Origin of the sequence: Aeromicrobium sp. WCS2018Hpa-31 (assembly GCF_031843905.1) — a bacterium.
Taxonomy (GTDB): domain Bacteria; phylum Actinomycetota; class Actinomycetes; order Propionibacteriales; family Nocardioidaceae; genus Aeromicrobium.
Genome location: NZ_JAVTJF010000002.1, coordinates 182159 through 207852, shown reverse-complemented (window position 1 = coordinate 207852; position 25694 = coordinate 182159). Strand labels below are relative to the sequence as shown.

The 25694-nt window shown below is 71.4% G+C and carries 27 protein-coding genes; 7 read left to right on the top strand and 20 right to left on the bottom strand.

Annotated features, from left to right (window positions below):
• Positions 1–50: 50 nt before the first annotated feature.
• The 4 genes from rpmE to ykgO all read left to right on the top strand — a co-directional run bounded on the left by rpmE (position 51) and on the right by ykgO (position 1899).
• Positions 51–350, top strand: a complete 300-nt coding sequence (rpmE, locus tag RQG84_RS03135) for a 50S ribosomal protein L31 (protein WP_311208818.1) — start codon at positions 51–53, stop codon at positions 348–350.
• The gene (locus tag RQG84_RS03130) at positions 347–1477 is read left to right on the top strand and encodes a GTP-binding protein (protein ID WP_311208817.1); all 1131 of its coding nucleotides are present in this window, start codon (positions 347–349) and stop codon (positions 1475–1477) included. The genes rpmE and RQG84_RS03130 overlap by 4 nt, the downstream gene beginning before the upstream one ends.
• Positions 1478–1528: 51 nt before the next feature.
• Positions 1529–1702 carry a 50S ribosomal protein L32 gene (gene rpmF, locus RQG84_RS03125; protein WP_311208816.1) on the top strand — a complete coding sequence of 58 codons (174 nt, stop codon included), beginning with the start codon at positions 1529–1531 and terminating at the stop codon, positions 1700–1702.
• 74 nt (positions 1703–1776) lie between these two features.
• Positions 1777–1899: a type B 50S ribosomal protein L36 gene (ykgO, locus tag RQG84_RS03120; protein ID WP_311208815.1), complete on the top strand. Its 123-nt coding sequence runs from the start codon at positions 1777–1779 to the stop codon at positions 1897–1899.
• A 131-nt stretch (positions 1900–2030) separates the two neighbouring features.
• Here ykgO and RQG84_RS03115 read toward each other — a convergent pair whose 3' ends face one another.
• Entirely contained in the window at positions 2031–2816 is a 786-nt protein-coding gene (locus RQG84_RS03115; protein WP_311208814.1) for a TSUP family transporter, read from the bottom strand.
• A gap of 129 nt (positions 2817–2945) precedes the next feature.
• Between RQG84_RS03115 and RQG84_RS03110 the strand changes: the two genes are divergently transcribed.
• Positions 2946–4664 (top strand): ATP-binding protein, encoded by a 1719-nt coding sequence (locus tag RQG84_RS03110; RefSeq protein ID WP_311208813.1) that lies wholly within the window; start codon positions 2946–2948, stop codon positions 4662–4664.
• A 184-nt stretch (positions 4665–4848) separates the two neighbouring features.
• On the opposite strand, the gene RQG84_RS03105 is transcribed toward RQG84_RS03110, so the two are convergent.
• From RQG84_RS03105 to RQG84_RS03060, 10 genes are all read right to left on the bottom strand, one after another.
• Complete coding sequence (locus tag RQG84_RS03105; protein WP_311208812.1) at positions 4849–5475, bottom strand: class I SAM-dependent methyltransferase; 627 nt, start codon at positions 5473–5475, stop codon at positions 4849–4851.
• Entirely contained in the window at positions 5472–6554 is a 1083-nt protein-coding gene (locus tag RQG84_RS03100; protein ID WP_311208811.1) for a prenyltransferase, read from the bottom strand. The genes RQG84_RS03105 and RQG84_RS03100 overlap by 4 nt, the downstream gene beginning before the upstream one ends.
• 7 nt (positions 6555–6561) lie before the next feature.
• Positions 6562–7281: a bifunctional 2-polyprenyl-6-hydroxyphenol methylase/3-demethylubiquinol 3-O-methyltransferase UbiG gene (locus RQG84_RS03095; protein ID WP_311208810.1), complete on the bottom strand. Its 720-nt coding sequence runs from the start codon at positions 7279–7281 to the stop codon at positions 6562–6564.
• Between the two features lies 1 nt (position 7282).
• Positions 7283–8578 carry a glycosyltransferase family 4 protein gene (locus RQG84_RS03090; protein ID WP_311208809.1) on the bottom strand — a complete coding sequence of 432 codons (1296 nt, stop codon included), beginning with the start codon at positions 8576–8578 and terminating at the stop codon, positions 7283–7285.
• A 93-nt stretch (positions 8579–8671) separates the two neighbouring features.
• On the bottom strand, positions 8672–10081 hold the full coding sequence (locus tag RQG84_RS03085; RefSeq protein ID WP_311208808.1) for an FAD-dependent oxidoreductase: 1410 nt from the start codon (positions 10079–10081) through the stop codon (positions 8672–8674).
• On the bottom strand, positions 10078–11433 hold the full coding sequence (locus RQG84_RS03080; protein ID WP_311208807.1) for a hemolysin family protein: 1356 nt from the start codon (positions 11431–11433) through the stop codon (positions 10078–10080). The genes RQG84_RS03085 and RQG84_RS03080 overlap by 4 nt, the downstream gene beginning before the upstream one ends.
• A gap of 85 nt (positions 11434–11518) precedes the next feature.
• Positions 11519–12718: a GGDEF domain-containing protein gene (locus RQG84_RS03075; RefSeq protein WP_311208806.1), complete on the bottom strand. Its 1200-nt coding sequence runs from the start codon at positions 12716–12718 to the stop codon at positions 11519–11521.
• A 134-nt stretch (positions 12719–12852) separates the two neighbouring features.
• Positions 12853–13812 carry a phosphotriesterase gene (locus RQG84_RS03070; protein WP_055963455.1) on the bottom strand — a complete coding sequence of 320 codons (960 nt, stop codon included), beginning with the start codon at positions 13810–13812 and terminating at the stop codon, positions 12853–12855.
• Positions 13813–13901: 89 nt separating this feature from the next.
• Positions 13902–14690, bottom strand: coding sequence for an alpha/beta fold hydrolase (locus tag RQG84_RS03065; protein ID WP_311208805.1), 789 nt, complete (start codon positions 14688–14690; stop codon positions 13902–13904).
• Positions 14687–15502, bottom strand: a complete 816-nt coding sequence (locus RQG84_RS03060; RefSeq protein ID WP_311208804.1) for an alpha/beta hydrolase — start codon at positions 15500–15502, stop codon at positions 14687–14689. The genes RQG84_RS03065 and RQG84_RS03060 overlap by 4 nt, the downstream gene beginning before the upstream one ends.
• 126 nt (positions 15503–15628) lie before the next feature.
• Between RQG84_RS03060 and RQG84_RS03055 the strand changes: the two genes are divergently transcribed.
• Entirely contained in the window at positions 15629–16117 is a 489-nt protein-coding gene (locus RQG84_RS03055) for a MaoC family dehydratase (RefSeq protein WP_311208803.1), read from the top strand.
• 2 nt (positions 16118–16119) lie between these two features.
• Positions 16120–17124 (top strand): NADP-dependent oxidoreductase, encoded by a 1005-nt coding sequence (locus RQG84_RS03050; RefSeq protein ID WP_311208802.1) that lies wholly within the window; start codon positions 16120–16122, stop codon positions 17122–17124.
• Between the two features lies 1 nt (position 17125).
• On the opposite strand, the gene RQG84_RS03045 is transcribed toward RQG84_RS03050, so the two are convergent.
• The 9 genes from RQG84_RS03045 to RQG84_RS03005 form a co-directional block, all read right to left on the bottom strand.
• On the bottom strand, positions 17126–17794 hold the full coding sequence (locus tag RQG84_RS03045) for a TetR/AcrR family transcriptional regulator (RefSeq protein WP_055963443.1): 669 nt from the start codon (positions 17792–17794) through the stop codon (positions 17126–17128).
• A 67-nt stretch (positions 17795–17861) separates the two neighbouring features.
• Complete coding sequence (locus RQG84_RS03040) at positions 17862–18170, bottom strand: putative quinol monooxygenase (RefSeq protein WP_311208801.1); 309 nt, start codon at positions 18168–18170, stop codon at positions 17862–17864.
• The gene (locus RQG84_RS03035) at positions 18167–19123 is read right to left on the bottom strand and encodes a cyclase family protein (protein ID WP_056579818.1); all 957 of its coding nucleotides are present in this window, start codon (positions 19121–19123) and stop codon (positions 18167–18169) included. The genes RQG84_RS03040 and RQG84_RS03035 overlap by 4 nt, the downstream gene beginning before the upstream one ends.
• Before the next feature lie 52 nt (positions 19124–19175).
• Positions 19176–20234 (bottom strand): phosphotransferase family protein, encoded by a 1059-nt coding sequence (locus tag RQG84_RS03030; protein WP_311208800.1) that lies wholly within the window; start codon positions 20232–20234, stop codon positions 19176–19178.
• A gap of 3 nt (positions 20235–20237) precedes the next feature.
• On the bottom strand, positions 20238–21020 hold the full coding sequence (locus RQG84_RS03025; protein ID WP_056579817.1) for an SDR family oxidoreductase: 783 nt from the start codon (positions 21018–21020) through the stop codon (positions 20238–20240).
• Entirely contained in the window at positions 21017–22252 is a 1236-nt protein-coding gene (locus RQG84_RS03020; protein WP_055963428.1) for an acyl-CoA dehydrogenase family protein, read from the bottom strand. Before RQG84_RS03020 ends, RQG84_RS03025 begins: the two co-directional genes overlap by 4 nt.
• Positions 22252–23070: an enoyl-CoA hydratase-related protein gene (locus RQG84_RS03015; RefSeq protein WP_311208799.1), complete on the bottom strand. Its 819-nt coding sequence runs from the start codon at positions 23068–23070 to the stop codon at positions 22252–22254. The genes RQG84_RS03020 and RQG84_RS03015 overlap by 1 nt, the downstream gene beginning before the upstream one ends.
• 54 nt (positions 23071–23124) lie before the next feature.
• Entirely contained in the window at positions 23125–24129 is a 1005-nt protein-coding gene (locus RQG84_RS03010) for an ABC transporter permease (RefSeq protein WP_055963422.1), read from the bottom strand.
• Positions 24126–25682, bottom strand: coding sequence for a sugar ABC transporter ATP-binding protein (locus tag RQG84_RS03005; RefSeq protein ID WP_311208798.1), 1557 nt, complete (start codon positions 25680–25682; stop codon positions 24126–24128). The genes RQG84_RS03010 and RQG84_RS03005 overlap by 4 nt, the downstream gene beginning before the upstream one ends.
• Between the last annotated feature and the right edge of the window lie 12 nt (positions 25683–25694).

Here is a 25694-nt window from a genome sequence, read left to right as displayed (position 1 = left end):
CCTCCTGTGTAGAATGACAATCGTTCTCATCAGCCTACCGGAGACGTGACGTGAAGAAGAACCAGCACCCCCGCTACGACGAGGTCGCCTTCCGCGACCGCTCGGGCGACCTCCTGCTCGTGACTCGCTCGACCCTGCCCGAGCGCCTCCCTGCCGACCACGGTGCACACGGCCGCCCAGGGCCCGGCACCCCTGCCGAGACGGTCGAGGTCGACGGCCGCACCCTGCCCGTGGTCGACGTCGAGGTCTCCAGCGCGAGCCACCCGTTCTGGACCGGCCGCGGCCGCGTGGTCGACACCGAGGGACGCGTCGAGCGCTTCCGTCGGCGCTACGGGCAGGTCGACGCATGAGCCCCGTCGGCCGCGGACGCCGGCGCGTCCTGTCGCGCACCACCCCCGCCGTGCTCGTGACCGGCGTCGACGAGGTGGCCATGGAGGCCGTCACCGTCGGCCTGCAGTTCGACCTTCCCTCGGCCGTCGTCGTGCGTCACGTGCTCGACGTCGAGTCCCAGAGGCTCGTGCGCGTGGTCAGCGACTGCACCGGCGTCCTGGAGCGGCACGTCCACGAGCTGGAGCACGCCTGCGTGGCCTGCGCCCTCCGCGAGGACGTGGTGCCCACGATGGAGCGCCTCGCAGCCAGCGGTCGCTGGGGCGCGGTGGTCGCCCACCTGCCGGTGGCGGCCGAGGCCCTGCAGGCCTGCCGGGTCATCGAGACCTACGTGCAGGCCGCGCCGCACGTGCACGTGGCGGCCGTCGTCGCAGCCCTCGACGGCCAGACCGTGCTCGCCGACCTGCTCGGGGACGACCTGCTGCACGAGCGCGACCTGCACACGAGCGAGGACGACTCCCGCGGCGTCGCCGAGACGGCCGCCGCGATCGTCGAGTACGCCGACGCCGTGGCGCTCACCGGACCGTGCGACCCCGCCGGGCTGGACCTGCTGCGTGCGCTCGTCCGTCCGGGCGTCACGGTCGTCGACGACCCGTCGGCGCTCGACGCCACCCCGCTCGTGGCCGGAGCACACCGCCACGACGTCACGGAGGCGTGGGTCGACGTCGTGCGACGCGACGAGCTGCCGCTGCACGGCTCCCCCTACGTGTGGACGCTCGACCTCCGCTCCGACCGCCCGTTCCACCCCAGACGCCTGCTCGAGAGCATCGAGAAGATCGGCGGCGGGCCACGCCGCTCGCGCGGTTCGTTCTGGCTGCCGAGCCGCCCCGCCGACGTCTGCGTGTGGGACGGGGCGGGCGGACAGCTGAGCGTCGGGACGGCCTCCCCGTGGGGCACCGACACGCCCCTGACCCGCATCGTCGTGCACGGCCTGGCGTCGGGACCGCTCGCCAGCAGCCCCGACGACGTGCAGGAGGCCTTCGAGCACTGCCTGCTCAGCGACGCCGAGCTGGCCGACCGCGGCCCGTACTGGGAGGTCGCCTCCGACGGACTCGAGCCCTGGCTCGGCGACGTCCGCCGCGCCGCCTGAGCTGGACTCGACGCCACCTGTCGCCGCTCACCCCGATCGAAGGAGCCCCCTATGGCCGTCCCCAAGCGCAAGACCTCACGCAGCAACACCCGCCACCGGCGGTCGCAGTGGAAGGCGACGCCCGCCGACCTCGTGCCCGTCACCGTCGAGGGCCGCACGGTGCAGGTGCCGCGCCGGCTCGTCAGGGCCGTGCACCGCGGCCTGGTCGACGTCGACCGTCTCTGACCCACCGCCCCCGAGCCTGTCTGAGCCTGTCGAAGGGTCGGGGGCCCGAACCCATCCCACCCACAGGAGGAACCATGAAGGTCCGCAACTCCCTGCGCTCGCTCAAGAACCATCCCGGCTCGCAGGTCGTGCGCCGACGCGGGCGCACCTACGTGATCAACAAGCAGAACCCGCGACTGAAGGCCCGCCAGGGCTGACGACGCCCCCGGACCCACCACGGTTCCCTGCCACTCACCATGGCGTGCACGCCATGGTGAGTGGGACAGGACCGTGGTGGGTTCGCGATTCCCATCAGGTGATGGGAATCGTGGGGCCGGTGGGACGGACTTCAGCCGACGAGCTGCTGCCAGGTGTCCCAGCCGATGCGCACGACGAACGCCGACACCACGACGATGAACACGATGCGGATGAACCGGTTGCCGCGCGCCACGGCGAGGCGTGCGCCGAGGTAGCCGCCGGCCACGTTGCAGACCATCAGCACCGCGGCGACCTTCCAGATGACCGCACCCTGCGGGACGAACACGACCAGGGCGGCCAGGTTGGTCGCGAAGTTGGCCAGCTTCGCCTTGCCGCTGGCCTCCAGGAACCCGTAGCCGAGCACCCCCACGAGCGCGAAGACGAGGAACGAGCCGGTCCCCGGCCCGAGGGCGCCGTCGTAGAAGCCGATGGACACCCCGACGAGCATGGCCGCCCCGTAGTGGCGCCGGCCGGTGAAGCGGATGGCCGCAACCTGGCCGAGGTCGGGGCGCAGCACCGTGAAGGCACCGACGACGACCAGGACCACGAGGATCGCCGGGTTGAAGGCGGCGCGCGGGATCCACGAGGCCACGACCGCACCCAGCAACGAGCCCACGAACGCCGCACCCGCCAGGGGCGCGGCCGTGCGCAGGTCGAGCCGGACGCGTCGCAGGTAGGTGATGCTCGACGTCGTCGTGCCGGCGATCGAGCCGATCTTGTTGGTGGCCAGCAGCTGGACCGGGGCCGCCTGCGGGAAGGCCACCATGAGGGCGGGCAGCTGGACCAGCCCGCCACCACCCACGACGGCGTCGATCCATCCGGCGAGGAACGCGGCCACGCCGAGGAACAGCAGCACTCCCCCGGTGAGCTCCTCCACCCGGTCAGGCTACGCACCGGCCGGACCCGGCCACGAGGCGGCGACGTCATGAGGAACGACCAGCGCACTCCTCACCGTCGGGACCAGTAGCCTGAGTCCCGCCAGAGCCCCTCCACGGAAGTAGGCCCCATGCGACTGATCGCTGCGCGCGTCCGCAAGGTCATGTCGGTGCACGACTCCGGACGTCTGGCGCTCGACGAGGGCATCACGACCATCGTCGGGAAGAACGAGTCGGGCAAGACGGCCATGCTGCAGGCGCTGTACCGGGCCAACCCGCTGCCGAGCGGTCACGTCACCGCGTTCACCGCACGACGCGACTACCCCCGACGCGACCTCGGGCGCGACCGCGAGGTCATCGACCAGGTCCGCCCCGTCACCCTCGAGATCGAGCTCGACTACGACGACCGCCAGGTCCTGGAGCGCGCCGGCGCCCTGCTGCCGACGACCCCGCTGTTCGTGAGCCGCTCGTACGGCGACGGCGAGCTGCACTGGGCGTCCGACGAGGAGGGCACCCCGCTCGAGGCGTCGCCCGAGGCGATTGCCCGGCTGACCGCGATGCTGCCGGGCTTCCAGTACTTCGACGACCACAACGTGCTCCCCGGCAGCGTGTCCATCCGGCGTCTGCAGGAGATGGACTCGGCCGACCTCTACCCGTCCGAGCGCACCGCGCTGGCGCTGCTGAGGCTGGCCGGCGTGGCCGACGCCTCGTTCGACGAGGACGACTACGAGGTCCGCAAGGCCGCGCTCGAGGCCGCCGCCGCACGGCTGTCGGACCAGCTGCTGGAGTACTGGAGCCAGAACCGCGAGCTGTCGATCGAGCTCGACCTGGAGACGATGGGCATCTCCTCGCCCGACCCGTGGCTGCACATCCGGGTGCGCGACGACCGCCAGCGGATGAGCCTCAACGTGGCGGAGCGCTCCAAGGGCTTCATCTGGTTCTTCTCCTTCCTCGCGGCGTTCTCGGAGTTCGCCGACCAGGACCGTCGCGTCATCCTGCTCGACGAGCCCGGCATGAACCTGCACGCGAACGCCCAGGCCGATCTGCTGCGCTACATCAAGGAGCACCTCGGCCCCTTCCACCAGGTCGTCTACTCCACCCACTCGCCGTACCTCATCGACTCCGGTCGCCTGAGCCGCTGCCGCGTGCTCGAGAACGTCGGCGACGAGGGCAGCAAGATCAGCTCCGACCTGTGGCGGGCAGGGTCCGAGACCACGGTGCCCCTGCTGGCGGCGCTCGGTGCGGACCTCACGCGCAAGCTGGTCAGCGGGCCGCACCAGCTGCTCGTCTCGTCACCGTCGGACATCACGTACCTGACGGTCATGGGTGACCTGCTCCGTTCCGAGGGCGGACGCGCGCTCGACCCGCGCTGGAACCTGACGCCCGTCGGCGGCGCCTCCGGCATCCCGACGATCCTCGCACTCCTGGGCACCACGGCCGTCTCTGCCACGGTGCTCATGGACGGGCCGGCGGGGGCGCGGGGCGCCGTCGAGGAGCTGGTGAACCGAGGCGCGATCTCGTCCGACCACATCGTCCCGCTCACCGACATCACCGGCACCCTCGACGCCGACCTGGAGGACCTCTTCGATTCCTCCTGGTACGTGGCACTCCTGGAGGAGTCCGGCGGGCCGAAGGTCTCGCACCGCAAGATCACCGGCAAGCGGTTCCTGCGCAAGCCGCCTCGTCGGCGCATCGTGCACCAGGCCGAGACGGTGATCGGTGGCGCCTACGACCGCTTCCAGCCCGCCGGCCACCTGCTGCGCAACCGATCGCAGGCGCTCGCCTCGGTCGACGCCGAGACGAAGAAGCGGTTCCAGCAGCTCATCGACCGGCTCAACGCCCTGCTCTGACCGAGGGGCGCGCCCGCTGCGTCTCCGGCTGATCTCGATACGTCGACACGTGCTCGCTGGCGCTCGCCGTCCCGACTACTCGATCAGCAGGAGAGACTCCCGCTGGTCGAGTGCCTCCACGAGCGCCGGCGAGGGGAGGTGTATCGAGACCACCCGCCACGATCCAGCGCGACGGATCCGGTACTCAGCGACGCAGGACGCGCAGCGAGCCGGTGTGGCCGACCTCGGTGAAGCCGTCGTCGAGAGCGCGCAGGTAGATGCGGTAGGGCGCCTGCCCGCCGTCGGCGGGGTCGGGGAAGACGTCGTGGATGACGAGCACGCCGCCCGGCCGCACCCACCCGGCCCAGCCCTCGTAGTCGCCCTGGGCGTGCTCGTCGGTGTGCCCGCCGTCGACGAACACGAGGTCGAGCTCGCGGCCCCACCACGACGCGACGTCGGGCGAGCGGGCCACCACCACGTCGACGACATCCTCCAGGCCGGCGCGCGCGAGGGTCTCGCGCAGGAACGGCAGGGTGTCCATCCGGCCGTCGGTGCCGACGAGGGTCTCGTCGTGGTACTCCCAGCCGACCTGCTGCTCCTCCGAGCCGCGGTGGTGGTCGATCGTCACGAGCCGCGCGCCGCGCTCGCGTGCGACGTGGCCGAGGTGCACCGCGGACTTGCCGCAGTAGCTGCCGATCTCGACGGCCACCCCGCCCGCGCGCAGGTGGGCGGCGGCCGCGGCCCGCAGGGCATCGGCCTCGTCGGCCGGAAGGAAGCCGCGCACCTCGTCGGCCACCGCCTGCAGCGCCTCGGGCAGCGGCGGCGCACTCATGCCACGCACGGCTGGTCGCACTCCCCGTCGGCGGCCAGGAGGGGCAGGCCCTCCCCGCGGAACAGCCCGTTGGCGGGTGTGGTCCGGGTCAGGGCGTCGACGGCGAGGAGCACGGTGCCCGCCGTCCAGGTGGTCTGCTCGATCGGCCAGTAGGTCTCGTCGGGATAGACGTAGCCGGTCCAGTACGTGGCGTCCTCGCGGCGCAGGACCTGGATGTCGGCGAGGAGCGCCCGGGCGTCCGCGCCACGGCCCACCGCGTCGAGCGCCAGGACGAGCTCGCACGTCTCGCCCCCGGTGACCCAGGGGCTGTCGTCCACGCACCGCGCGCCGAAGCCGGGCACCACGAAGTCGTCCCAGCGCCGCTCCAGTCGGGCCAGGGCGACGGCGCGCGGCAGCGCCCCGCCCAGCACGGGGTAGTACCAGTCCATCGAGAACCGGGCCTTGTCGGCGAACCGGTCCGGGTGGTGGTCCAGGGCGTGGCGCAGCCGCACCGCCGCGTCCTCCCAGCGCGGCACCCGCTCCCCCACGACGTCGGCCAGCGCCACGCCGCACCGCAGGCTGAGGTGGATGCTGGCGTTCCCGGTGACGAGGGCCTCGTCGGCCACGCACCCGTCGGCGCCACGCGACCAGCGGACCGGACCCGCGTCGTCCTGCAGGACGAGCACGGCGTCGAGCGCACCCTGCACCGACGGCCACATGGAGCTCACGAAGGCCCGGTCGCCGGTCAGCCGCCAGTGGTGCCAGACCGCCGTGGCCACGTAGGCGGTGAAGTTGGCGTCGGTGGCGGGCTCGACCACCTCGCCCCCGGCGTACTTGGTGGCCCACGTGCCGTCGGGTCGCTGCTGCGAGCGGCTCCAGGCGTAGGCGGCCTCGGCCTCCTCGCGGCGTCCGGCGACGGCGAGCCCCATGGCGGCCTGGAGGTGGTCCCACGGGTCGAGGTGCCCGTCGGCCTCCCACGGGATCGCCCCGTCGCTGGTCTGCACGGCCGCGATCGTGTCGGCCGTGGCCTGCACCTGGGCGGCGTCGAGCACGCCGGGCAGCGCGAGGACGGCCGGCGATCCGGTGACGGCGGGGGTCACGGCGACCTCAGACCGCGAGCGGCTTGGTGTAGTACAGCGCCACGCTCTTGCCCAGGACCGGGTCGAGGAGCTTCTCGGCCACGCGGGTGGTGCGGGGCGCCTTCATCATGTCCCACACGAGCAGCTGGTGGTAGGCGCGCACGGCCGGGTGCTGGTCGCGCTCCACGCCCACGGCGCACTTGATCCACCAGTACGGCGCGTGCAGGCCGTGCGCGTGGTGGGTGTGGGTGTGCACCAGGCCCTCGGCACGCAGCTTCGCGTCGAGCTCGCTGGCCTTGTAGATGCGGATGTGCCCGCCCTCGTTGGCGTGGTACTCGTCCGACAGCATCCAGCACACCTTTTCGGGCCAGAAGCGCGGGACGGTCACGGCCAGCGTGCCGCCGGGCGCCAGGATGCGCACGAGCTCGCTGATGGCCTGCTCGTCCTCGGGCACGTGCTCGAGGATCTCCGAGGCGAGCACGACGTCGAAGGAGGCGTCGGCGTAGGGCATGTCGAGGATGGTCCCGGCCTGCACGGCACCACGCCCGGTCCTGGGCACCTGCCCCTCGACCCGCATCGCCTCGAACATCTCGTCGACGCCCTTGAGCTCGACCTCGTCGAGGTCGAACGCGGTCACGTCGGCACCGCGGCGCAGGGCCTCGTAGCTGTGCCGGCCGGCGCCGGCACCCACGTCGATGAATCGGGTGCGGGCGCCCACCCGGAGGCGGTCGAAGTCGACGGTCAGCACGTCACTGCTCCTTGCCGGCGAACCTGCGGATCGCCTCGTCGTAGACGTCGGCGGTGGCCTTGGCCACCGAGGTCCAGCTGTAGCGCTCGAGCGCACGGGCACGGCCGGCGGCACCCAGGGCCGCGCGGCGGTCGGGGTCGTCGAGCAGGGAGGAGACGGCGGCGGCCAGCTGCTCGGCGTCGCCCGGCTCGACGAGCACCGCGCACGGCTCGCCGCCCTCGGCGTCGCCCACGACCTCGGGGATGGCGCCGGCGCGGCTCGCGACGACCGCGGTGCCGCTCGCGAGCGCCTCGACCGTCGGCAGCGAGAAGCCCTCGTAGAGCGAGGGGACGCACATGATCTCGGCCGAGCGCAGGAGCTCGGCGATCTGCTCGGACTCCAGGCCGCTGTGGGTGGTCACGCAGTCGCGCAGGTCGAGCGCGTCGATGCGGCGGTCCGTGGCGCCGCCCGGCTCGACGCTCGAGACGAGCTGCAGCTCGACGTCGGGGTGCTCGACCCGCACCTTCGCGAGTGCGTCGAGGAGGTGGGCGACGCCCTTGAGCGGCTTGTCGGCGCTGGCGACGGCCACGATGCGGCCGGGCACGCGGGACTCGGCCGCGGCAGCGGCATCGGCGGGGGTGCCGGGCTGTGGGCGGCGAACAGGACCGAAGGTCTCGGTGTCGACGCCGAGCGGCACCACGCGGATGCGGGCCGGGTCGATGCCGAAGTCGGTGACGGTGTCGTCGGTGGCCACCGTGGAGACGCCCACGACGAACGGCAGCCGCCGGGCGACGCGGGCCTGCATGCCCACGAACGAGTACCACCGAGCGACCGAGAGCTTGCGCCACCCACGGGCAGCCTCGAGCTCGACGATGCGGTCCCGGCTGATCGGGTGGTGGATCGTGACGACGAGCGGCAGGCGTCGGCGCAGGGCGAGCAGCCCCCAGCCGAGGCTCTGGTTGTCGTGGACCACGTCGAAGTCGTCGAGCCGGTCCCTGAGGTGACGGTCGGCGCGCAACGTGAACGAGAGCGGCTCGCCGAAGGCGCCGGTGACGCTGAGCAGCCACTCGACGACGTCGGGGACGCTGCGCAGCGTCCAGGGCGCCGGGGGCTTGAACGGGTCGGGCTCGTCGTAGATGCCGAGGCTGGGCAGCCTGGTCAGTCGCACCCGCGGGTCGAGACCCTCGGGATAGGGCTGTCCGGAGATCACCTCGACGTCGTGGCCGGCCTCGACGAGACCCCGGCTGAGGTGCTCGACGTAGACGCCCTGGCCACCCACGTGCTGCTTGCTGCGGTACGACAACAGGGCGACGCGCACGTGACCACCTTCCTGTGACGTCGCACCGACAGCGACCGTTGAGAGACCAACGGTATCCGAATCACCGCCGATCGCCCCCGCCGGTCGTGCCCGCTAGGAGTCGAAGCCGAGGCCGAGCCGGTCGAGGGTGCGCAGCAGCAGGTTGCGGCGACCCTCGTCGTGGTCGGCGCGATCGAGCGACCAGCGGGTGGCCTCGATGCCGATCGTGGCCAACGGCTCGGGCGGGAAGGGCACGGCCGGGCGTCGCACCATCGCGAGCCGGGTGCGCTCGGTGTCGTCACCGGCGAGGTGGTCGAGCATGACCTCCGCGGCGAACCGGGTGGCACCGACACCGAGGCCCGTGAAGCCGGAGGCGTAGGCCACGCGACCGCGGCGGGCGAGGCCGTGGAAGGCGCAGAAGCGGGTGGAGGTGTCGATCGCGCCCGCCCATCGATGGGTGAACGCGACGCCCTCGAGCTGCGGGTAGGTGGTGAGGAAGTGCGAGGCCAGCCGACGGTAGGAGGCGTCGCGGTCCTCGTGCTCCGGGCTCACCTGCCGCCGATGGATCGCGTCGTAGCCGCCGTAGAGGATCCGATCGTCGGCGCTGAGCCGCGAGTAGTGGAACTGGTGCGCCAGGTCGGCGACGCCCTGGCGACGGTCCCAGCCGATCGACGCCTTCTGCGCGGCGTCGAGCGGCTCGGTCATGAGGACGTAGTCGTAGACCGGCACGGTGGACAGGCGCGTGCGGCGCAGGAGGGGCCGGAACACGTTCGTCGCGAGGGCCACGGCACCGGCGCGGACCACGGCACGCTCGGTCCTCACCCGCACCCCACCCGCACGGCCGGAGGACAGCCCCGTCACGCGGGAGTGCTCGAAGACCTCCACGCCGAGCTCGCCCGCGACCCGGGCGAGCTCGTGCGCCAGCCGGGCCGGATGGACGAGGGCGGTCTCGTCGCGCTCCCAGCGACCGGCACGGTAGATCGGGCTGTGGATCTCGGCCTGCACGGCGGACTCGTCGAGCCAGTCGCCGGTCTCGTCCTCCTCGAGCCAGCGCACCTGGTGCGGCTCGTAGGCGACGGACAGCGTGCCCGTGCGCTCCAGCTGCACGTCGAGACCGAGGTCGAGGACGTCGCGCTCCAGGGCGTCGAGGTTCTCGCGACCGAGGCGGTGGAGGGTGTCGTACTCGTCGGGCCACCGGGCCCGCCCGTTGACCTCGCCGTGGGTCAGGCTCGCCTCCACGAAGCCGCCGTTGCGTCCCGACGCCGCCCAGCCGATGGTCTCGGCCTCGAGCAGCACCACGCGTCGCCCCGGGTCGCGGCGCTTCGCCAGCACCGCGGTCCACAGGCCGCAGTACCCGCCGCCGACGACGACGAGGTCGGCCGTGGTCGAGGCGGTGAGCTGCGGGTGACCGGCTCCGGGAGCGTCTTCGAGCCAGTAGGAGCCCAGCCGGCTCGGTCGCAGCGCGGCATCGATGGCCGCCTCGCGGGGAGGCTGCCGCTCGAAGACCGTGCTGTGCCGGCTCATGGGCGCTCGGACGACCCGTCGGCAGGTTCCAGCTCGCTCGCCTCCGCCGCGTCGTGACCCGGCCCGCCCGCCGTCACCGTGACGAGGTGGAGCCGCATGATGCGACGCCCCTCCACCGCGGTGACCGTCAGCCGGTAGCCGTCGAGGTCCACGACCTCGCCCTCGACCGGGATGTGACCGAGGCGGTCGAGCACGAGACCGGCGACGGTCGAGTAGTGGGCGTCGGGGAGCTCCAGGCCCGTCAGCTCCACGAAGTCGTCGAGGTGCATGGCGGCGTCGATGTCGTCGCCGTCGGAGGAGTGCAGCAGCTCGGCCACCTCGGCGAGGTCGTACTCGTCGCGGATCTCGCCCACCAGCTCCTCGATGATGTCCTCGAGCGTGACGATGCCGTCGGTCCCGCCGTACTCGTCGACCACGAGCGCGATGTGCACGCCCTCGCTGCGCATCTGCGCCATGGCCGGGAGGATGCGGTTGGTGCTGGGCAGCACGGGGATCTCGCGCACGATGTCGGCGACGGACCCGGTGCCGGCGCCCTCGGGCACGGCCAGCAGGTCGCGGACGTGCACGAACCCGATGACGTCGTCGGTCGAGCGTCGCCGGGTGACGGGGTAGCGGGAGTGCGGCATGGCGAGCGCCTCGCCGGCGGCCTCGGCGAGACTCATGCCCCCGTCGAGGAAGTCGACGGCTCCGCGCGGACGCATCACCTCGCGCAGCGTGCGGTCGGTGGCGGTGAACACGTCCTGCAGGATCTGCCGCTCGTCGTCCTCGAGGCTCTCGTGGGCGCCGACGAGGTCACGCAGCTCGTCCTCGCTCATCTCCTCGCCCGCGGCGTGCGGGTTGCCGCCGAGGAGACGGACGACCATGTTGGTCGACTTCGACAGCAGCCAGATGACCGGTCGCATGAGGGTGGCGAACCGGGCGAGCGGCGGCGCGACGGCCAGCGCGATGGGCGCCGACTTCTGCAGGGCGAACCGCTTGGGCACGAGCTCGCCGAAGACGAGGGACAGGTAGGCGATGAGCAGCGTCATCGCGACGAGCGCGACGCTCGACGCGGCGCTCTCGGACAGGCCCAGCGCCTCGAAGGTCGGCGCCACGTCGGGCGCGAGGGTCGACGCACCGTAGGCGGCGGACAGGAAGCCGGCCACCGTGACGCCGATCTGCACGGCCGCGAGGAACGTGTTGGGGTCGCGCGCGAGCGTGGCGACCTTCGACCCACGTGAACCGGTCTTCTCCAGCTGGTTCAGCTGGCTCTCGCGCAACGAGACGAGGGCCAGCTCCGTGGCCGCGAACACCCCGCCGACGAGCACGAAGACCATCACGAGGCCGAGGTTGAGCAGGGTGTCGGTGTCCATCAGGCCCTCCTGGCGACGCAGCGGAGGAGGGCCTGGCAGGTACTCGGAGGTTGGTCCACGAGGTTCATTCTAGGGAGGCTCCCCATCACGGCGAGGTGGAGCGGTCGGCGGTGGCGCCGTCGGCCACGACCACCCGCGCCCGACCGGCGTCCTTGGCCGCGTAAAGGGCACCGTCGGCCCGGGCGACGACGTCGGCGAGGTCGTCGCCGCGACCGACGAGGGTCATGCCGTAGCTGACCGTGGGCAGCACCACGCCGCCGGGGAGCGACGTGGCCTCCAGCCCGACGGTGATCCTCCGCACGACGTCGTGCGCCTCCTCGACGGTCGCCTCGTCGAGGAAGAGGACGAACTCCTCGCCGCCGAAGCGGCCCACGATGTCGGCACGACCGACCGTGCTGCGGCAGGCCGCCGCGAAGACCTGCAGGGCGACGTCGCCCGCCGGGTGGCCGTACGTGTCGTTGATCTGCTTGAAGTGGTCGAGGTCGGCCATGACCAGCACGCCGTGGACCTGACGACGACGGTGGCCGCGCCAGCGCCGCTCGACCAGGCGCACCAGCTCGTCGCGGTTCAGCAGGCCGGTGAGGCCGTCACGGGTGGCTCGCGCCTGCAGCTCGAGGGTGTCGTCGGCGTAGCTGAGCGCCGTCATGCTGAACGAGACGGTCGCGAGCATGACCGTGGTGACCAGCGTCGTGACCTCGGTGCCGAGGTAGACCGCGAACGCGCGTCCGTCCTGGCCGACCAGGAGGTAGGCCACGAGGCGCAGGCCGTAGAAGGTCGACAGGCCGGTCGACATGACCGCCAGCGAGCGCAGGATCGGCCGGTACATCCGTTCACGAGGGCCCGGACCGAAGGACCCGCTGCGACCCGACTGCCACAGCTCCACCGAGGCCAGGGCGATGAAGATCGTCATGAGGCCGAGGAACACCGGCGCACCGGACCACTCGTTGGTGCCCGGGTCGTCGAGCGCCGACGTGACGAGCAGCCCCACGAGCGTGGCGCCGACGAGCCACCAGCTGACCGACCGGCCCTCGACCGCCCGCGCGCCCGACCACACGGCCGCGGCACCCGCGACGACGCACACGTTGCCGGCCGGGTTCGCCCACCACTGCTGCGACGTGCCGTCGAGCAGGTAGGCCGCGGAGCCGGCGAGGAACAGCCCGAGCGCTGCGCACCACCAGCCGGCGTAGGCCGAGCGGGTGGAGCGGTAGGCGACGAAGTAGAAGAGCGCGAGCAGGGTGACGGCCACGATGGCGAACGAGACGCGCAACGAGATCGGGTCCAGCATGTCGCCCCTGGTCGGTCGGCACTGAGGTACCGGTCATCCTCGCACAGGGACCTGCCTGCACGACCGTGGTTCCAGGCAGGTCGCGGCCACGTCCGCGGACCGGCGACGACCTCGCCACCGGTCCGCGCGGCGGCTCACTCGAAGTGACGTCGTGGGTTGGCCACGAGGATCGTCTCGATGTCGGCCTCGGTGAGTCCACCCTCGAGCAGGGCCGGGATGACGTCCTCGCTGATGTGGCGGAAGTGCCAGTTCGGGGCCGCGTGCGCCTTGGCGTCCGGGCTGAAGTAGTCGATGAAGCAGTTGGCGTCGTGCGCCAGGGTGACGTGCTCGACGTAGCCACGCCGCACGAGCTCGATGATGGTGCCGATCCGCTCCTGCATCGGGTTGAACAGGTCGAGACCGAACCGGTCCATGCCGAGCATCGACCCGGCGTCGGCGACCTTGCAGAGGTAGTCGACGTCGTTGGTGTCGCCGGAGTGGCCGATGATCACCTTGGACAGGTCCACGCCCTCCTCCTTCAGCACCTGCTGCGCGACGAGCCCGGACTCGTTGGCCGGGTTGGTGTGCACGGTGATCGGGGCACCGGTCTCGACATGGGCCTGGCCGACCGCCCGCATCACGCGCTCGACGCCCGGGGTCAGCCCGGCGAGCTCGATGGCGCACTTGAGGATGCCCGCGCGAACATCGGTCCCGGCGATGCCCTCGCGGATGTCCTTGACGAACATCTCGGTCAGGGGCTCCGGGACGTCGACCAGCAGCCCCGGTCCGCGGTGCTCGAACTGGTGAGGCACGTCGTTGTAGGTGTACAGGCCCGTGGCCACGACGATGTTGAGCTCGACCTGGGCGGCGATCTTCTGGATGCGTGGGATGTAGCGACCGAGTCCCAGGACGGTGGGGTCCATGATCGAGTCGATGCCGACGCCCTTGAGCTCGGTGAGCTTCTCGACGGCGTCCCTGATGCGCTCCTCCTCGTCCCAGTCGTCCTGGTAGTTCTGGTTGTACTCGGTGTTGAGGACGAAGACGTGCTCGTGCACCAGCGTCCTGCCGAGCTCGCTCGAGTCGATGGTGCCGCGTGCGGTGGGGATGGTCGTCATCAAGGCTCCTGGTTGTCGTGGTCGGGGTTGGGGATGTGTCGGTCTGGGGTCGGCCGTCCGGCGTCACGCCGACGGCAGGGGTCGGGGGTTCAGGACGGATCGGTCAGGAAGTCCACGACCCGCGGGATCACGAGCGCAGGCCGCTCGAGGATCACGCTGTGGCCCACGTCGGGCAGGCTCCACAGCTCGCCGTGCTGCACGCCGTCGACGACCTCCTGCGACCACTCCGGCGGGCGCGCGACGTCCTCACCCCCGCTGACGACGAGCGTCGGGGCCGTCACGGCGGGGAGCAGGTCCACGGCACTGCGGCGCTCGACCACGCCGCGCACCGCGTGCACGAGGGTCGGCGGGAGTGCCGCGAACGCGGCCCGCGACTCCGCGACGAGCGCTGCTCTCCCCGGGTCGCTGCGACAGGACTCGCCCAGCATGATCTGCATGATCATCTCGAGCAGGTCGCCCTGGAAGCCCGAGCGCTCGACCTCGTCGGCGATCGGACGGAAGGCCTCGAGCTGCTCCGGAGGTTCCGCGCGCACCGAGGACCCCAGCATGACCAGACGGTCGACCAGCCCCGGACGTCGTGCCGCGACCCGGACGGCGACGTCGCCGCCCATCGACTGCGCGACGACGTGGACGCGGGTCAGGCCGAGCGCGTCGACCACGTCCAGGACGTCGTCGGCGCACTGCTCCATCGTCACCGTGGCGTCGGCGGCGGGACTGGAACCTTGGCCCCTGAAGTCCGGCCGCACGACCCGGAGGCGACCCTCCACCGCCTCGGCGAAGGCGTCGAACATCGTGTGGTCGAGGAACAGCGAGTGCAGGCAGAGCACGACCGGCAGGTCGGTCTCGCCGGAGTCGACGACGTGCAGCGCCGCGCTCACGACGAGACCGCCGTGTCGAGCGACGCGAGGTGCCGCTCGAGCAGCTCGGTCACCTCCACCGGGTTCTCCAGCGCGTGCACGTGACCCGTGCGCTCCATGGTCACGAGGGTCGCTCCCGGGGTGAGGTCGACGATCTGCTGCGACTTCGGCGGCGGGTAGGTGTGGTCCTCGGTGCCCGCGACGACCACGACCGGGACGGCGATGCCGCCGAGCTCGTCCAGCACCGGCTTGCGGTGGGCGATGTGCCAGGCCGCGTCGGCGTACTCGGGCGTGCGGCTCCGCAGCAGTGCGGTGACCTCGGCGAGCACGTCGGCGCGCGACGGGTCGGTCAGCGTCGTGTCACCCATCATGAACTGGAGGACGCCGTCGAGGACCGGCTCGATGCCCTGCTCGGCCAGCACGTCCACGAGGGCGTCCATGTCGTCCGCCTGCTCCTCGACGTCGGCCGACGTGCCCATCAGCACCGCGGAGGCCAGGAGGTCGGGCCGGCGGGCCGCGAGGCGGAGCCCGACGAAGCCGCCCATCGAGTTGCCGACGAAGGTGACCCGCCCGAGGTCGAGCGCCTCGATGAGGGCGGCCGCGTCCTCGGACAGCGTGTCCATGTCGAGGTTCTCGCGCACGTCGCGCGCGCTCTCCCCCTGACCGCGGTGGTCGTACCGCACGACCCGGTAGCGGTTGCCGAGCGCCTCGGCCTGGTGCCGGAACATGCGGACGTCGAAGAACATCGACGGGCTCATGACCACGGCGTGCGCGTCGCGAGGTCCCTCGTCCTCGTAGCGCAGGGTGGTGCCGTTGACGTCGATCATGGCCATGTCGGACTCCTGGGGGGTGTGATGGCGGTCACGCTACCTGCACGCTACTTGAACCCGGTTTCGGGTTCAAGTACGTTTCGGTGCATACCGTGATCCCCATCACGCTGGCCCCCTCCGGAGGACGTCATGACCGAGACCACCGCCCCCATCCGACCCACGACCATCCAGGACCTGGTCGACCTCGTCGGGACACGCCTGGGCCCCACCGCGTGGCACGACGTCACGCAGGACCGGATCGACGCCTTCGCCGACCTCACCGGTGACCACCAGTGGATCCACGTCGACCCGGAGCGTGCGAAGGAGAGCGCGTTCGGGTCGACCATCGCGCACGGCCTCTACAGCCTGTCGATGGGTCCACGGTTCATGGAGGACCTCATGGCCTTCGACGGCTTCGCCCACAGCCTCAACTACGGGTACGAGAAGGTCCGCTTCCCCGCTCCCAACCCCGTCGACTCGCGCATCCGCATGCACGCCGAGATCGTCTCGGTCGACGACGTCGGGAACGGAGCCGCGCGCATCGTCACGGTGCAGACCTTCGAGCGCGAGGGGTCCGACAAGCCGATCTGCGTCGCGCAGTCCATCGGCCAGTTCACCGAGTACCCGACGGAGGTCTGAGCGTGCCGATCACCGCCCGCAGGGTCCACCTCGCCGCGCGCCCCGTCGGCCTGCCCGACGCGTCCACCTGGGACGTGTCGGACGACCGGCTCGACGACCCCGCCGACGGTGAGGTGCACGTCGCCGTATCCCACCTGTCGCTCGACCCGGCCATGCGCGGCTGGTTGAACGACGTCCGGTCCTACGTCCCACCCGTCGGGATCGGCGAGGTCATGCGTGCCTTCGGCATCGGCACGGTCGTCACCTCGCGCGTCGAGGGCCTCGCGCCGGGCGACACCGTGATGGGCACGATCGGAGCGACCGACCACGCGGTGGTCGCGGGAGCCGACCTCACCAAGGTCGACCTCGCCGTGGCCCCGGCCCCGACCTGGCTCGGTGCGCTCGGCATGCCGGGCATGACGGCGTGGTTCGGCCTCTTCGACGTCGCTCGAGCCCAGCCGGGCGAGACGGTCGTGGTCTCGGGTGCGGCCGGTGCGGTCGGCTCCGTCGTCGGCCAGCTCGCGAAGGCCCGCGGCTGTCGCGTCGTCGGCATCGCCGGCGGTCCCGAGAAGTGCGCGTGGCTCACCGACGAGCTCGGCTTCGACGCCGCCGTCGACTACCGCGAGGGCGCGGTGCACCGCGCCCTGCGTCAGGCCGCGCCCGACGGGATCGACGTCTACTTCGACAACATCGGCGGCGTGGTCCTCGATGCTGCGCTCCGCACCCTGCGACTCGGCGCACGCGTCGCGATCTGCGGCGCGATCTCGACGTACAACGCGACCGAGCCTGCCCCCGGACCGGCGCACTACATGTCGCTCCTGGTGAACCGTGCGTCGATGGCCGGCTTCCTCGTCTTCGACTACGAGGACCGGTACGGCGAGGCGGTCGACGGCATCGGCGCGATGATCGCCGACGGCTCGCTGATCGCGCGCGAGCACGTCGTGACCGGGGGGATCGACGCGTTCGGCGACACCCTGCTGATGCTGTTCAGCGGCGCGAACACGGGCAAGCTCGTGCTGGCGCTCTGACTCAGCGCTCGGTGGTGAGCCCGAGCGCGTTGGCCCACAACCGCGTCGACGTCTCGACGAGGTCGTCGACCGACCAGTTCTCCCCCAGCGCGAAGCTCGAGTAGGCCAGCCGGCTGACCATGCCCGAGAGCGCCCGCGACGTCATCATCGGATCGAGCGTGGCGTCGACCCGGCCGTCCTCCTGGAGCTTCTGGATGCTCTTGGCGTTGCGGCGCGCGAACGCCTCGCCGCGCTCGAGCCGGCGCCGACGGAAGTCGTCGTCGATCGTGGCGACCTGCTCCTGCAGGCGCATCAACCGACCGTTGCGCTTGTAGGTCTCGAAGTAGGCGCGGTTGCTCGCCTCGATGACCGCGACGGGGTCGTCGGCCTCCTCGACGTGGGGCATGCCCGGGTGGAGCATCTCGTCGCGCGCCGCCTCCATCACCGCCAGGAAGATCTCTTCCTTGCTGTTGAAGTAGGTGTAGAACGTCCCGGTCGAGCAGCTGGCCTCGGCGGTGATGTCCGTGAGCCTCGAGGCGAGGAAGCCGTCGCGCTCGAACACCGTCCGCGCGGACGCCACGAGTGCCGCCCGCGTGCGCAGACCGCGGCGAGTGGTCGGCGGCTCCTTCAGGCCGGAGGTGTCCGCCAGGGCCGGGACCACGTCCTTCCTCGCCGCGGGCTGCTCGCTCATGGTGCTGTTCTACTGGCGACGGCGTGGCGGTGCAAACCGGTGTCGCCGTTCCAGAGCCCCTCGGGGCTCATGAGGGGTCCGCGACGTCGACCGCCTCCAGCACCCGGACCACCGGCGCCGCGGCGAGCAGGGGCGCCAGCCTGGCCGAGGTCTCCTGGAAGTGCTCGGCCGCTCCGTGCGCCTTGAGCGCCTCGACCGAGGACCACCGCTCGAGCATGACGAGCTCGTCCGGTCGACGTCGCACCCGGTGCAGGTCGTAGCGCAGGCATCCCTCCTCGCCACGGACCGTCACGAGCGACGCCTGGAGGATCTCCGCGAGCTCGTCACCGCGCCCCTCCTGCGCCTGGATCGTCGCGACCACGTCGAACGCGCTCATCGCACGACCACCGGGTTCACGGGGGCGCCCGTGCCACCGACGACCTTGAGCGGTGCGGCAGTGTAGAGGAACGTCCAGCGCTCGTCCGCGGCACAGGCGGCGGCGAGGTCCTCCAGCCACGCGATCTCCGTGAACGCGACGCCCAGGTTGCGCATGAGGGCGCTGTGCAGCGGCAGCGTGACGCCGCTCGAGGGCTCCAGCGTCACCTCGTTCGCGATCGTGTCCGTGACGAGGTTCGGGATCTCCATCGCCTGGAACCACTCGACGAGCTCGGGGCTGTAGGTGAGGCCCGGCTCGAGGAAGCCGTCGTAGAACTCCTCGGCGCTCTGCCGGTAGAAGGACCCGACGAAGCCGGTGCGGACGACCAGGATGTCGTGCTTCTCGATCGTGCAGCCCTGCGCGGCAGCGATCTCCAGCAGGTCCTCGTGGGTGAAGGTCTCCCCCTTGTCGAGCGCCGCCTTGCCCCGGTGACGCGCGACGTCGATCAGCACGCCGCGCCCGACCACACCGCGTTCGGCGATGGGCAGGACCGACGCCTTCTCCATCGCGCCGTCGGTGGTGGCGGCGTCGTAGCCGTTCCAGATCTGGCCGTCGTACCAGACGTGGCCGAGGGAGTCGTACTGCGTGGACGCCTGCAGGTAGAGCGTCGCGACGTCGTCGGAGTAGTGCGCTCCGCCGGGCGTCTCCACGCCCTCGCCCCGCTGGAAGAAGCCCTCGTCCATCACGTTCGTGCGCTGGATGCTCTCGCGGCCCGGCCACACCGGGTCGCCGGACGGATCGCCCATCCGCACCTGCAGCGTGAACACCTCGCCCGACCGGACCTCGGCGACGCCGCGGAGCACCTCCGCACTCGTGAGGTAGTTCAACGAGCCCACCTCGTCGTCGGGCCCCCACTTGCCCCAGTTCCTCGGGGAGTCCTTCAGGAAGTCGCCCACGTAGGGGGTCTCGGTCATGTCGTGCTCCTTCGGTCGTGGATCGGGTGGGGTCGGATCATGGGTGGGCCGGTCAGCGGTCGAGACCGGCGGTCTCGACGACGACCCAGGCGCGCTCGACCAGCTGGTCGATGGCCTCCGGCACGGGTGGGCCGCCGTCGGCGGCGTTGCTCGGCTCGTCCAGGGCCCGCCGCATCACGCCCTCGGCGATGACGGCGATCTTCCAGAGGCCGAGGGCGTGCCAGTAGTCGAGGTCGGACCGCTCGCGGCCCGAGGCCTCCAGGTAGGTCCTGGCGATCTGCTCGCGCGAGGAGAAGCCCGGCAGCGCCGACGCGGCGAACGCGTGGGTCGCACCGTCGGAGGCCTCCGGCCAGTAGGCGAGCAGGCTGCCGATGTCGGCGAGCGGGTCGCCGAGGGTGCTGAGCTCCCAGTCGAGCACGGCACGCACGTCGCCCAGCTCGGGGTCGACGATGACGTTGCGCAGGTGGAAGTCACCGTGCACGAGGGCGACGTCGCGCCCACCGTGCGTGGACTGCTCGGGCATGCGCCGGCGCAGGAGCTCGGTCATGGCGTCGAGCCGGGGCAGGTCACGCGTGCGCGAGGCCTCCCACTGCCGGGACCAGCGCTTGAGCTGGCGGGCGGCGTACGGCGAGCGGCTCGCGAGGTCACCCAGCCCCACCTCGTCGACGTCGACCTCGTGCACCGCCGCGAGCGTGCGTGCGAGCGACGGTCCGATCGCGGCCCGCAGCGAGAGGCCGAGCCCCTCCGCCACCTCGTCGCGGTCGACGACGAGCCCGTCGACGTGCTCCATGACCACCACCGGGGTCTCGGCGAGGGCGTCGTCCACGTAGCGTCCCAGGACCTGCGGCACGGGCACGTCGGTGTCCGAGAGCGCCGCGAGGATCCGGTGCTCGCGCAGCACGTCGTGCGCCGAGGCGAGCAGCTCGCCACGTGGCGGGCGCCGGACGATCCAGCGAGCGCCGTGCTCGTCGCGCACGAGGTAGGTCAGGTTCGACTGGCCACGACCCACCCGGTCGGCCACGAGGCCTCCCTGCACCTCGTGGCCGTCGGCACGCAGCAGCGCGGCGAGCACGTCCAGGTCGAGCGCGACGTCGGTCGCGGTCCCGGGCACGACTCAGCCCTCGACCCGCGCCGCGAGGGCATCGGCCGCCGCACCGGACCCGATCATCTGGCCGCCGTCGATGACGAGCGTCTCCCCGGTGATCCAGGACGACGCGGACGACGCGAGGAACAGCACGGCCGCCCCGACGTCGTCGGGCTCGCCGATCCGGGCGAGCGGCGTCCGCTCCACCACGGCTCCCTCGTGCTCCTTCCACAGCGCCTCGGCCAGCTTCGTCCGCACGACACCCGGCGCGACGGCGTTGACCCGGATCGACGGTGCGAGCTCGATCGCCAGCTGCTTCGTCAGGTGGATGAGGGCGGCCTTCGACACGTGGTAGATCCCGAGGTCGGGACCGACCGACAGGCCGCCGATGGAGGCCGTGTTCACGATCGAGCCGCCGTGCTCGCCCATCCAGGCGTCGACCACGAGGCGTGACCACAGGATCGGCGCCCACAGGTTCACGTCGAGCGTCTTGGCGAAGCGGCCGTGGTCCTGGGCGAGCACCGGGCCGTAGGCCGGGTTGGTGCCGGCGTTGTTGACCAGCACGTCGACACTGCCGAACGCCTCCATCGTCCGCTCCACGCACGCACGGGCGAGGTCCTCGTCGGTCGCGTGGGCCCCGATCCCGAGCGCCCGCGGGCCGACGGAGTCGGCGGCCGCCCGGGCCGCCTCCTCCGTCCGCGCCGTGAGCACCACGTTGGCGCCTGCGTCGTGCAGCGCCGCCGCGGCCGCGAGGCCGATGCCGCGCGAGGCGCCCGTGACGATCGCGGTGCGACCCGCGAGCGGCTCGCTCACCTCTTCTTGTTCCAGTCGGCGTTGATCCGGCGCAGCTCGACCTGGGCGATGGTGCGCTTGTGCACCTCGTCCGGGCCGTCGGCCAGACGCAGCGTGCGCTGGTGGGCGTAGAAGCTGGCGAGCGGGAAGTCGTCGGTGATGCCGCCACCGCCGTGCACCTGGATCGCGCGGTCGATGATCTTGAGCGCGACGGCCGGAGCGGCCACCTTGATCGCCGCGATCTCGGTGCGCGCCTTCTGGTTGCCCACCGTGTCCATGAGCCACGCGGTCTTGAACGTGAGCAGACGGATCATCTCGATGTCGATGCGCGCCTCGGCGATCCAGTCCTGGATGTTGGACCGGTTGGCCACGGGCTCGCCGAAGGTGACTCGGTTCTGCGCGCGCTCGATCATCAGGTCCAGGGCGCGCTCGGCCATGCCGATCGACCGCATGCAGTGGTGGATGCGACCGGGTCCCAGGCGGGCCTGGCTGATCATGAAGCCGTCACCCTCGCCGGCGAGCAGGGCGGTCTTGGGCACCCGGACGTCCTCGAACAGGATCTCCGCGTGACCCTCGCGGTCCATGTAGCCGAAGACCGGGAGCCCTCGGACGATCGTGATGCCGGGAGTGTCGAGCGGGACCACCATCATCGACTGCTGGCGGTGCTTCGCGGCCTCGACGTCGGTCTTGCCCATGACGATCAGGACCTTGCAGTTGGCGTGCAGCGCGTTGGAGGCGAACCACTTGCGGCCGTTGAGCACGTACTCGTCGCCGTCGGCGTCCATGCGCAGCTGGACGTTGGTGGCGTCCGAGCTCGCGACCTCCGGCTCGGTCATGCAGAAGGCGGAGTTGATCTCGCCGGCGAGGAGGGGCTTGAGCCACTTCTCCTTGTGCTCGTCGGTTCCGAAGAGCTCGAGCACCTCCATGTTGCCCGTGTCGGGGGCGTTGCAGTTGATCGCCTCGGGCGCGATGTAGGGGCTGCGCCCGGTGATCTCGGCGAGGGGCGCGTAGTCGAGGTTGCTCAGGCCGGGGGCTCCCCAGTCCTCGCGCTCGTGCGGGTGGAAGAGGTTCCACAGACCACGCTTCCTGGCCTCGGTCTTGAGCTCCTCGAGGATGGGCGGGTGGAAGTTGGCGTTGCCCGACTCCGCCATCTGGGCGGCGTAGACGGACTCGGCGGGGTAGACGTAGCCGTCCATGAACTCCAGGAGCTTCTCCTGGTACTCCACGGACCTCTGGCTCGGTGCGAACTCCATCAGATCTCCTTGCGAGGTAGCGGTGCGAACACCGGCGGGCGCCGTTCGGTGAAGCTCGCGACGCCCTCGGCGATGTCGGAGCCCCGGAAGGACTCGCGCATTAGGACGTCGGCGGCCTGCACCGACTCGGCGAAGCTGCGCTCGGCGTCGAGGAGCAGCTGGGACTTGATCGTGGCCATCGACCACGGGGAGCAGGACGTCGTGAGGTCGGCGGCGTAGGCGACGGCCCGCTCGAGCAGCTCGTCGGCGGGCACGAGGTGCTCGACGAGCCCGATGCGGTGCGCCTCGTCCCCGTCGACGCGTCGTCCGGAGAGCAGCAGGTCCGCCGCGCGTCCGGGCCCGACGAGCCGCTGGAGCAGCCAGGCCATGCCGTACTCGGCCACGAGACCGCGACGCGAGAAGGCCGTGAGGAACACCGCGTCGGGCGAGGCGAAGCGCACGTCGCAGTAGAGCGTCTCGACCATGCCGAGACCGGCCGCGGCCCCGTTGACCGCGGCCACGAGCGGCTTGCGGAGGGTGAGCGGCAGGTGCCGCGGGAGCGGGCGGTCGATCTCGGCGTCGGTGGCGTCCGCCGCGCCCGCCAGGTCGCCCATGTCGGCGCCGGCGCAGAAGCCTCGGCCTGCACCGGTGACCACCACCGCGCGCACGTCGGGGTCCTCGTCGGCCGCCAGCAGCGCGGCGAAGTACGCGTCCTCCATGGCGTTGGTCCAGGCGTTGAGCCGCTCGGGCCGGTGGAGGGTGAGGACGAGCACCGCACCGCGTCGCTCGGAGAGCACGGTCGGCTCGGACCTCGTCTCCTCCGGGGACGTCGTCGTCATGACTCGACCTTACATGAATCTGAGTTCAACTTCATAAAATTGGTCCTGCCCGCGCTAGGCCATCGAGGCACGGCGGCGAGCCAGCGAGCCCACCCCGACACCGAGGATCAGGAGCAGACCCTGGAACAGGTACTGCCAGTAGGTCTCGAGCCCCACGAGGGCGATGGCGTTGAAGCCCACCGAGACCGTGACGACACCGATCAGCGTGCCGATGACGTGGAACTCGCCGTCGCGCAGGACCGCGGACCCGAAGAAGGCTGCGGCGAACGCGGCGAGCAGGTAGCTGTCGCCGCCGGAGACCGCCGCGCTGCCGGTGCGCGACGCCAGCAGGATGCCGGTGAGGGCGGCACAGATGCCACAGATGACGAAGGCGAAGACACGCACCCGGTCGACGCGGATGCCCGAGAGCTGGGCGGCCACGGCGTTGCCGCCGACCGCCTGCATCGACTGCCCGAGCACGGTGCGGTTGAGGATGAACCACAGCACGGCGGCGAGGCCGAGCATCATGAACACCGGGTACGGAATCCCCAGGAAGCGGCCGAGCGTCAGCTGGATGAAGCCGGCCGGGTCCGGCAGGCCCACCGGCGTGCCACCGGCGACGGCGTAGTTGATGCCGACCGCGACCGTGCCGATGCCGAGGGTCGCGACGAGCGCGTTCACGTTCAGCAGCGTGACCACCAGGCCGTTCGCGAGTCCGACCACGGCACCGATCACGACGGCCAGCACGAGCGCGGCGACGACCCCGATCTCCTGGTCGACCATCGCCGAGAGGCAGATGACGCCGGACAGGCTCGCGACGTTGCCGATGCTGAGGTCGAACTCGCCCGTGACCAGCGCGAACGTCAGCCCCATCGCGATGATCGCCGACAGGGCGCTCTGGTTCAGGATGTTGATGAAGTTGTCCCAGGTCGCGAAGGTGTCGGGCTCGAGGATGCTCGTGCTGACGACCAGGACGGCGAGGACGAGGAGGGCGCCGTAGCGGCCGAACCACTTCCACACGCGTGTGCTGGTGGAGGGGGTGGCGACGACGGCCGTGGGGTCGAGCGCGGTGACGGTCATGCGAGGTCCTGTTCTGTCGAGCCGAAGCAGAGCGAGGTGAGACGGTCCTTCGTGGCCCGGGCGGCGGGCACCGTGGCGGTGATGGTTCCTTCGCGCATCACGACGACGCGGTCGCAGATGGCGAGCTCCTCGAAGTCGCTGGAGATCATGAGGATCGAGGTCCCCTCGGCGGCGAGCGCCCGGATGATGTCGTAGATCTCGCTGCGGGCGCCGACGTCGACGCCGACGGTGGGCTCGTCCAGGATCAGCAGGCGTGGGCCGGCGAGCACGTTCTTGCCGACGACGATCTTCTGCTGGTTCCCGCCGCTGAGCTCACCGACCTTCTCGTGGACGGAGCCGGCCTTGACGCCGAACCGGGACACCGCGTCGCGGGCGATGCGCGCCGCCCTGCGCGGGCTGAACGTGCCCAGCCGCTTCTCGGGGTCGCGCAACGAGGCCATGTTGAGGTTGGAGCTGACGGAGTTGCGCAGGATCAGGCCCTGGGAACGACGCTCCTCGGGCACGAGTGCGACACCGGCGCGGATCGCCTCGAAGGGCGAGCGGGGTGCGTACGGGCGTCCGTCGAGCGTCATCGAGCCGGAGCCGACCGGGTCCGCCCCGATGAGCATGCGCGCCAGCTCGGTGCGACCCGCCCCGACGAGGCCGGCCACGCCGAGGATCTCCCCCCGGTGCAGGGTCAGGTCGACGTCGTGCACCCGCGGCAGGCGGGTCAGGCCCTGCACGCGCAGGAGCTCAGGAGCCTGCGTGGGGTCGCCCTCCGTCTCGCGGTGGGTGACCTCCTCCACGTCCCGACCGACGATGTGGCGGGTGAGCGCGGGGACGTCCAGGTCGGCCGCGGCGAAGCTCCCGACCAGTCGGCCGTTGCGCAGCACCGTCACGTCGTCGGCGACCTGCAGCACCTCCTCCAGGCGGTGCGAGATGTAGAGGATCCCGACGCCGTCGGCCGTGAGCTCGTCGATGATGCCGTAGAGCCGCTCGGCCTCCTCCTGGGTGAACGACGCCGTCGGCTCGTCCATCGCGACGATGGTCGCGTCCCGCATGAGCGAGCGGCCGAGCGAGACCATCCAGCGGTCGGAGACGGCGAGGTCCTCGACCCTGGTGTCGAGCGGGACGCGGTAGCCGATGCGCTCCTGGACGGCCAGGGCCTTGCGACGCAGGCCGCGCTGGTCGATGACACCGGAGCGGTGGTGGTCCGCGCCCATCGCCATGTTCTGCAGGGCCGTGAACTTCGGGACCAGGTTGAGCTCCTGGTGGATGAAGCTCAGGCCGAGCCGCGTCGCGTCCTGCGGCGCGTGGATCGAGACCTGCTCGCCGTGGACGTGGATCGTGCCGGCGTCGGCCGACTCCGCCCCGGCCAGGACCCTGACGAGGGTCGACTTCCCGGCCCCGTTGGCCCCGCACAGGGCGAGGACCCGCCCGGGGCGCAGGCTGATGGACACGTCCTCCAGGGCCTGGTGCCCACCGAACTGCTTGGAGATGCCGGACATCTCCAGGCACGTCGGCTCGGGCACCGGGGCGACCTCGCGGTCGTCGAGGGCTGTTGCTTCGCTCATGCACACTCCTCT